This window comes from Legionella tunisiensis (assembly GCF_000308315.1).
Classification (GTDB): Bacteria; Pseudomonadota; Gammaproteobacteria; order Legionellales; family Legionellaceae; genus Tatlockia; species Tatlockia tunisiensis.
Genome location: NZ_CALJ01000284.1, coordinates 18,597 through 27,353, shown reverse-complemented (window position 1 = coordinate 27,353; position 8,757 = coordinate 18,597). Strand labels below are relative to the sequence as shown.

The window sequence follows — 8,757 nt, the reverse complement described above, 5'->3', positions numbered from 1 at the left end:
ATGAATTATGGGATCAATCACTCGAAAATCGCATTGTTGTTCCCTGCTTTTTTAATCGTCTGATTGTCATGGAAACTAACCGTATTTCTTGGCACTCTGTTAATCGAGTCTTATGTGATGCGCCCCGCTGCTGTGTATTCAATTACTTTTTTCTGAGCAGTCACCAGCAGGCGAACCCTATTTGAATATTAATTCCTTTCTAAATCCCCTCTATAGACCCCGTGCTGAACAAAAATTCGTCGTGCAATTTCTAACGTAAGACGTGCAATTTTGAGCAAGATTCGATGAAGTATTGAGGCAGGAGCAGGTTGGGCTGGAGCCCAACCTTGGTACTTATTTAGTGCTCGTATAGGCTGGGCATGCTGGGCAGAAGAGACCGCAACCTGAAACCAGGGCTGTAGAACCAACAATTGCTACTAAAAATAGTATTGTTTTCATGATATTTCCTTATTATTTAGTGCTTGTGTAGGCTGGGCATGCTGGGCAGAAGAGACCGCAACCTGAAACCAGGGCTGTAGAACCAACAATTGCTACTAACAAGATGATTGTTTTCATTATTAGCATCCTTGCGTAAGTGTTGACATACATAGTATATATTATAGTTTTAAAATTTGACAAATAGATCAATAAAAAATGCAAATGTTTTTTAAATGAATAAATTTGCTTGGCTATTGATAGCGTTATTATAGCTTTTTAACGCCAATGATTTTGTAGCGTTTCGAAAGAGGGTCTATTGCAACGCGAGTATAACAAACAGCTTGGGGCAAACGGATTTATGTTAGGTATCGGAGTCCGGGGCAGGCGAAGCCATACCCGGATTACCTTTAAGATTAGTAACAAGTAGCATCGTAACAGGTTGGACAACAACGCTTGGTAACAACAGGTCTCGCGACAACGACTGTTTTACAGCAAGTACTGTCAACTACTGCAGTTCTTGCGTTACAGCAGGGAGTGGCAACAACGGGTGAAACAGTATATTCGCTTCCAGCCATATCCATACAACCACAACCAGTTAGACTGACTACTATCGGTATCAATGCTATCCCTTTCATAGTTAACCTCTAGTTTAGGTAGGTAGCTTGAGTGTATATTATTTATTCTTGTTGTGCAAGTTTTGACTGTTTCTTGTGAAGATTAAAGACGCTTCTAGCGTTATTTTTAAAAAGATACAACACCAAGTTTAACTCGGTGTTGTGATATTGGGGCGTGCTCATAGTTCTATACTGTACAGACTAATCCTTATGAGAGTGTAAAAAAGCAGCAACGCTTTTTGTACATGCAAGCGGTTTTCACTTTGGGTAAATAGAGCAGCCGCAGGTTCATCTGGCAGTGTAACAGAGACTTCTTTACCTCGAACCATAGGCATACAATGCATAAAAATAGCTTCCGGTTTAGCATGAGCCATGAGTTTTTCATTCACTTGAAAATCAGCAAATGAGGTCTCGTCGGTTTCTTGCTCAAATCCCATGCTTGTCCACACATCAGTATAAACTGCGTGGGCATCATGAACGGCTGCTTCCGGCGTTGAATGACAATGAATCATTTCAGGTGTTGCTTGCAAGCCCTTGGCAAGAAGCGCCGCATTAGGTTGATTTTCTGCAGGACAACAATAGTTTATTTTTATGCCGAGTTGGGGCGCCATTAATAACAGACTATGAAGAATATTATTACCATCTCCAATATAGGCCAATGTTAAACCGGTCAGGGTACCAAAATATTCCTGCAGTGTGAGTAAATCAGCAAGGATTTGGCAAGGATGATATAAAGCTGATAATCCATTGATAATGGGAACGTTGGCATAAGTAGCCATTTCATCCAGGCCTTGATCATCGTGGGTTCGTACCATAATAAAGTCGCAATAACCATTTAGTACTCGGACTAGATCCCGTGGTTCTTCCGATTTTCGGGTAGTACTGACACTTTCTACGGCAGTTCCTCCTAGGCTTTGCATGGCTAGAGAAAAACTTAAGCGAGTTCGAAAAGAGGGTTTTTCAAAAATCATAGCCAGATTCTTATGCATCAGGGCATCACAATAATTGTTCGGTTTCTCTTTCACAAATTTTGCTAGTGCCAGGATGCTCAGTATATCTTGGCTGTTGAGTTCCATCCCAGTTAAAACATGCCTGGTTTTCGAAGGATGCGTCGTTTGTTGATAGAGTTCTTGCAATGGTTTGACAAAGGGTTCTTCTATGTGATGATGACAAAGACTTTGTACCATCATTGCAGCCGCTTCATAAGTGGAAGCGTAGGGAATATTGTGTTGCAGAGCAAACGATAAATAGTCCAGATGAGCATCAACCACCAGGATTAGATCAGGATTCTTGTCTGACTTAAGTTCGTTGATAAGAGTAAATCCTGCTTTTGCCAGGGTCACCAGCAATTGATCATTCGTGGCAAGACCAGAAGTGAGAACAACCTTCGAGTCTTGTTCACCACAGTGATTACCGGCAGCAATCTGTGCTTTTAAGTAGGCTTCATGAGGCGTTAAACCGATACCCATAACTTCGCCAGTACCCTTCATTTCTGGGCTAAGAAGTGGCGTTGAGGTTGAAAATTTGCGGAAAGGTAAAACGGCTTCTTTCACACAATAATAGGGTAAGCTCATAGGCGTTAAGCAACGTTGTTCTTTCAGCGAAACTCCTAGCATGCAATTGACCGCAATGTCTATTAAAGGAATGCCTGTTGCTTTGCAAATAAAGGGAGTGGTTCTTGATGCCCTGGGATTGACCTCAATTAAAAAACCTCAGAATCTTTTACTGCAAATTGTACATTCATGAGACCTTTAAGTTTTAAGGCACGTGCCAGGGCTTTCGTTTGTTTATGAAGAAGATTAATGATAGCCAAAGGCAGTTTATAGGGCGGGGTTATACAAGCTGAATCACCAGAATGAACACCAACTGCTTCGATGTGTTCAAGGACCGCGGGGATAAAGATGTCTTCGCCATCAGATACGGCGTCAATCTCTACTTCAATTGCGCCGGCAAGGAATTCTTCCAGCAAAACAGCGTGCGATGTCGTTTTAAAGAGGGTCTTAAGCTTTTCTACCAAGCTTTCTTTGTTCGTCACAATTTCCATACCACGGCCGCCTAGAACAAAGGAAGGCCTAATAATTAAAGGGAAACAAAGAACTTCTAAGATCTGATCGAGTTCATTAAGACTGGTAATAGCCTGATTTTTAGGTTGTTTTAAGCCTAAATGTTGTATTAAATCGCGGAATTTGTCTCTGTCTTCAGTGATGTTGACAAGATCAGCAGTTAATCCTAACAAAGGAACGTTGGTTTTCTGGAGTTTTTCTACCAAGTTTAACGGGGTTTGCCCGCCAAATTGCAGAACGACTGCAGTCGGTTTTTCATGTTCAATCACATCGCACACTTTCTCATAGGTTAGCGGCAGAAAATACAGTTTGTCAGCGACATCATAATCAGTAGAAACTGTTTCTGGATTACAATTAACCATGATGGTTTCGTAGCCTGCTTTAGCAAACGCTTGCATGGCTTTGACGCAGGCATAATCAAATTCAATACCTTGTCCTATACGATTAGGACCACTACCTATAAGCATAATCTTGCTTTTTGTACTGGGTTTGGATTCGCAATACTGTTGATAGGTGCTATATAGATAGGCTGTGGTTGTTCGAAATTCGCCAGCACAGCTATCTACACATTTATAGACCGGCTGTATGTTAAGTTGCTGTCGATATGATCGCACCTCGGTTTCTGTGCTATGGAGAAGATTAGCGAGTCGTTGATCAGAAAAACCATTTTTCTTCAAATTTAATAAGGTGGCTTGATCGAGATCATACAAAGACTGGCCATGAAGGTTTTGCTCCAGGGTAACGATTGTTTTAATTTGGTGTAAAAACCAGGGATCAATAAACGACACTGCATAAACTTCTTCAATACTAAAGCCACGACGAAAACTTTCTGCAAGACACCAGAGATGAGTACTGGTGTGTCGTTTGAGCAATGCTTTTAGGGCGTCATCATCGAATTCATGTAAAGAATCGAAACCCGAAGCATTAATTTCCAGACTTAAGATAGCATGTTGTAAACTTTCCGCGAAGGTACTGCCGATAGCCATCACTTCACCTACAGAGCGCATTTGTGGGCCTCGAGCTAAATCTTGTGCGTTAAATTTCTCATCATGGAAGCGAGGAATTTTAACCACGGTATAGTCAATGCTTGGTTCAAAAGAGGCTGGCAAGATACCGCCGGTAATTTCGTTTGGTAATTCGTCGAGGGTATAACCAACGGCAAGCTTGGCAGCGATTTTAGCAATAGGAAATCCAGTTGCTTTCGAAACCAGTGCGGAGGAGCGGGAGACCCGAGGGTTCATTTCGATCACGACCATCTTGCCATTTTTAGGATTAAGAGCGAATTGAACATTTGAACCACCGGTGTCAACACCAACGGCACGCAGTACGGCAAAGGCTGCGTCACGCATGGCTTGATATTCATCATCGGTGAGGGTTTGTATGGGTGCAACGGTAATGGAGTCACCGGTGTGAATTCCCAGGGGATCAAAATTTTCAACACCACAGACTACAATGCAATTATCTTTTTTATCGCGTACAACTTCTAATTCAAATTCTTTCCACCCGATGAGCGCTTCATCGATGGAAATTTCCTGACAGCCTGGTTGGGCAAACGCTTGTTTGAATGCAGCTATGGCTTCCTCTGCGCTATGTACAACGGCTGCTCCGGCACCACCTAAGGTGAAGGAAGAGCGGACGATTAAAGGTAGTCCCAATTTCTGCATGGTTTGTTTGGCACTATCCAGGCTGGTAGCCGAATAACTTTCAGGAACACTTAAACCAATCTCTTTCATTGTCTTATGAAACAACGTTCTATCTTCAGCGACAGTGATGGCATTAATGGATGCACCAATTAATTCAACGTGATATTGGGCTAAAATACCTTCTTTATGCAGAGCTAACGCGCAATTGAGCGAGGTTTGCCCGCCTAGGGTAGCAATAAGGGCATCGGGGCGTTCTTTGGCGATAATTGTGCGAATTGAAGCTGTAGTAATTGGCTCGATATAGGTCGCATCGGCTAAGTCGGGATCGGTCATGATAGTGGCCGGATTCGAATTAACGAGGATCACGCGATAACCTTCTTCACGCAGGGCTTTTAAGGCTTGTGTGCCTGAATAATCAAATTCACAGGCTTGGCCGATGTTAATTGGGCCAGAGCCGATGACCAAAATGCTCTTAATGTTAGTGTTTTTTGGCATACTGCACCTCATGAAAAAACTGCTTGAACAGGCACATCAGTTCGTTAGGGCCCGGGTTCGCTTCTGGGTGTCCTTGAAAAGAAAAGGCGGGTGAATTGCGATGGGCAAGTCCGGCAATTGTCCCGTCAAATAAGGAGATATGAGTAGTGATTAAATGATTAGGTAATGAGCACTCATCGACAACGAAACCGTGGTTCTGGCTGCTAATAAAAACCGTACCTGTTTTACAGCATTGAATCGGATGATTGGCACCGTGATGACCAAATTTCATTTTCCTTGTCTTTGCACCGGCTGCTAGCGCCAGGATCTGATGGCCCAGACAAATGCCAAAGACAGGGATCTGTTGCTGTAATAATTGAGAGGCCAGTTGAATAACTGACTCACAATTTTCGGGATTTCCTGGTCCATTAGAGAGTAATACACCGTCGGGAGAAAAGCTTGCCAATTCACTAAAACTGATCGTATCGGGTACTACTGAAATTTTGACGGGATAGTTTGCCAAGGTTTTTAAGATGGCTGCTTTAACGCCGCAATCAACAACGACAATATGTGCTATCGCATCTTGGGGATCAGCATAGAGATATGTTTTTTTGGTCGAAACCAAGGTTGCCAGATTACCCTCTTGGATGACCGGCGCATTTTGTAGCATCGACAGTGCTTGTTCAGGTGTAATGGAGTCTACTGCCACAATACAACCATTTTGGCTGCCTTGCTCACGCAAGTGCAGCGTGAGTGCGCGAGTATCGATCTCCGTTAAGGCAACGATATTGTGTTTCAGCAGAAAATTCTCCAGGCTATCTTGTGCACGCCAATTGCTAAAATGGGAGGAGTAATCTCTGAAAACGGCTGCTGCAGCATGGACTTTCTCTGATTCATGATCCGCTTGATTAACTCCAACATTACCAAGGTGGGGCGTTGTAAAGTTAATAATTTGGCCAAAATAGGAGGGATCAGTCAAAATTTCCTGATAGCCTGTTTGTGAGGTATTAAAGACCATCTCTCCCAGGGCATGGGTTTTTGCGCCGATCGCCTTCCCATGAAAAAGGGTGCCATCAGCCAAGATGAGGAAAGCCATTTTTTGTCTCCTTAAGAAGCTCGGAAAGCGAGCAATTTTTTTCAACGGCTTCACTTACCCAAAGACCGACTTGATGGTGTGCATCTCTAAATGGCATACCTTGCAAAACGAGAGACTCTAAGATCGCTGTTGCATCCAAGTAACCACTGGTTGCTTTTCTATGCATTAACTCGGTATTGAAAGTTAGGCTTTGCAGAAAAGGGGAAATGATTTGCAGGCAAGCAGTTAGTGTATTGACGGTATCAAATAAGCTTTCTTTGTCTTCTTGCATGTCTTTGTTGTAAGCAAGTGGCAGGGCTTTCATTACGGTTAAAATACCGGTTAAATGACCAAATACCCGTCCGCTTTTGCCGCGAATAAGTTCTAAAACATCAGGATTTTTCTTATTGGGCATTAACGAGGATCCAGTAGCAAAGGCATCATCCAGGGTAATGAAATTGAATTCTTGGGTTGCCCAAAGGATAAGATCTTCTGCCAAACGCGATAGATGCATCATGATAAGCGCAGCAATGGAGCAAAACTCAATGATAAAGTCGCGATCGCTCACGGCATCCAGCGTATTGCTAATAACACCGTTAAAGCCCAAGGTTGCGGCGACCCAGTTTCTATCTAAAGGTAGATTACTACCTGCCAAGGCGCCAGCACCAAGAGGCGAAAAATTCATTCGCTCATGCCAATCTTGCAGACGGCTAAGATCACGACTGAACATGGCATCAAAGGCCGTAAAATATTGACCTAGATAAATCGGTTGCGCTTGTTGCAGATGAGTGTATCCAGGCATCTTGATATTGGCATGCTGCTTGGTTAAATCCTGCAAAACGTCTTTGAGAGTTTGCAACAGACTGCTTATCTGCGCACCGGCTTCCCTGGTATAAAGTCTCAGATCGAGGGCGACCTGATCATTACGGCTGCGGCCAGTATGTAATTTCTTACCAATGTCGCCGATTTTTTGAATTAGCAAATGTTCAACAAACATGTGAATGTCTTCACAGTTTTCATCAAGAGCATGTTGCCCTTGGGTTATTTCTAACTCAATTTCCGCGAGCGCTTTGTTAATAGACTGTGCTTCATCCTGGCTCAGAAGTCCCTGTCGCGCCAGCATGCTGGCATGTGCCTGACTGCCAGCAATATCATGACGGTAAAGTACCTGATCAAACGCCAGTGAAGCATTAAATTTTACAACACTTGGATCAAGTGGTTTTTAAATCGTCCACCCCAGGTTTTATTAGTCATACTTGCCATCCTTTATGAACCATGCCGTATACTTTTGCTGACAGAGAGAAAAGATTGATAAATCCTTCCGCGTCTTTTTGATTGTAAACATTATCTTCCTCAAACGTAGCGAGAGCAGGATTATGTAAACTGTATTCAGACTGCATACCACAAGGAATGAGATTGCCCTTAAACAGTTGTAATTTGACTGTGCCGGTAATATGTTTCTGAGTTACTGCAATCAAAGCATCCAGGGCTTCTTTTGCTTGGGAAAACCATCGACCCTCATAGACAAGATTGGCATAGCTTTGTTGTAGAGATTGCTTCAAATGAAGCGTGGATCGATCAAGGCATAAGCTTTCCAACATTTTATGGGCTTTATAAAGCACTGCAGCAGCCGGTGCTTCATAGACACCTCTGATTTTCATTCCTACTAACCGATTTTCAACGATATCAGCCACACCAATACCATGAGCACCTGCTCGTTGATTCAGTTCGGTTAATAGAGCGACCGGATCCATTGCTTTATTATCCAAAGCCACAGGTACTCCTTGTTCGAAATGGATGCTAATCAGTTCGGGTGTATCAGGCGTCTGTTCAAGCGGTGTAGTCATTAGCAATAAATCTTCAGGCTGCCCTTGGCTTGGATCTTCCAAGACACCACCTTCATGTGAGATATACCAAATATTGTGATCACGAGAATAGGGCGCCTTCGGTGTCACAGGGACCTCAATCCCATGTGCTTTGGCATAATCGATAGCTTCCTGGCGTGATTTAATGTCCCAGGAGCGCCAGGGAGCAATAATTTGCAATTGAGGAGCGAGGGCTTTTACGGTGTATTCGAAACGAACTTGATCATTGCCTTTGCCGGTTGCTCCATGAGCAATCGCATCAGCATTTTCTTGCAAGGCAATTTCAACCAGTTTTTGTGCAATTAAAGGTCTTGAGATAGTGCCTAAAATATATTGCTCTTCATATAAAGCGCCAGCTTTCACCAGTTGCCAAAGGTAGTTGGTAACAAATTCTTCTTGGACATTGACCACATAGGCTTTGGTTGCACCGCTTTTAATGGCTTTCTGTTTAATGGCTTGCAGATCTTCTTGTTGGCCAAGGTCGCAAATGACCGCAATGACTTCGGCTTGATAATTTTCTTTAAGCCAAGGGATCATCACAGAAGTATCAAGTCCACCTGAATAAGCCAAGGCGATTTTCTTAATCGTTGTAGTCATTATTGTCTC

Annotated in this window: 5 protein-coding genes and 2 pseudogenes; 1 reads left to right on the top strand and 6 read right to left on the bottom strand. The window is 43.1% G+C overall.

The window, feature by feature from the left end:
- A pseudogene (locus tag BN58_RS35015) lies at positions 1–185 on the top strand (hypothetical protein); the annotation flags it as partial.
- Between the two features lie 645 nt (positions 186–830).
- Here the strand turns inward: BN58_RS35015 and BN58_RS31205 are convergent.
- The 6 genes and pseudogenes from BN58_RS31205 to BN58_RS16790 all read right to left on the bottom strand — a co-directional run bounded on the left by BN58_RS31205 (position 831) and on the right by BN58_RS16790 (position 8,748).
- Positions 831–1,052 carry a hypothetical protein gene (locus BN58_RS31205; protein ID WP_156812602.1) on the bottom strand — a complete coding sequence of 74 codons (222 nt, stop codon included), beginning with the start codon at positions 1,050–1,052 and terminating at the stop codon, positions 831–833.
- A 158-nt stretch (positions 1,053–1,210) separates the two neighbouring features.
- A complete protein-coding gene (gene argF, locus BN58_RS26580; protein ID WP_019217824.1) occupies positions 1,211–2,647 on the bottom strand; it encodes an ornithine carbamoyltransferase in 1,437 nt (478 codons plus the stop codon).
- A gap of 86 nt (positions 2,648–2,733) precedes the next feature.
- Entirely contained in the window at positions 2,734–5,232 is a 2,499-nt protein-coding gene (gene carB / locus BN58_RS26575) for a carbamoyl-phosphate synthase large subunit (protein ID WP_019217823.1), read from the bottom strand.
- Positions 5,216–6,307, bottom strand: coding sequence for a glutamine-hydrolyzing carbamoyl-phosphate synthase small subunit (carA, locus tag BN58_RS16800; RefSeq protein ID WP_019217822.1), 1,092 nt, complete (start codon positions 6,305–6,307; stop codon positions 5,216–5,218). The genes carB and carA overlap by 17 nt, the downstream gene beginning before the upstream one ends.
- Positions 6,285–7,540: pseudogene (gene argH, locus BN58_RS26570) on the bottom strand (argininosuccinate lyase). The gene carA and the pseudogene argH overlap by 23 nt, the downstream one beginning before the upstream one ends.
- Positions 7,537–8,748, bottom strand: a complete 1,212-nt coding sequence (locus BN58_RS16790; RefSeq protein WP_019217820.1) for an argininosuccinate synthase — start codon at positions 8,746–8,748, stop codon at positions 7,537–7,539. Before BN58_RS16790 ends, argH begins: the two are co-directional and overlap by 4 nt.
- Positions 8,749–8,757: the final 9 nt, after the last annotated feature.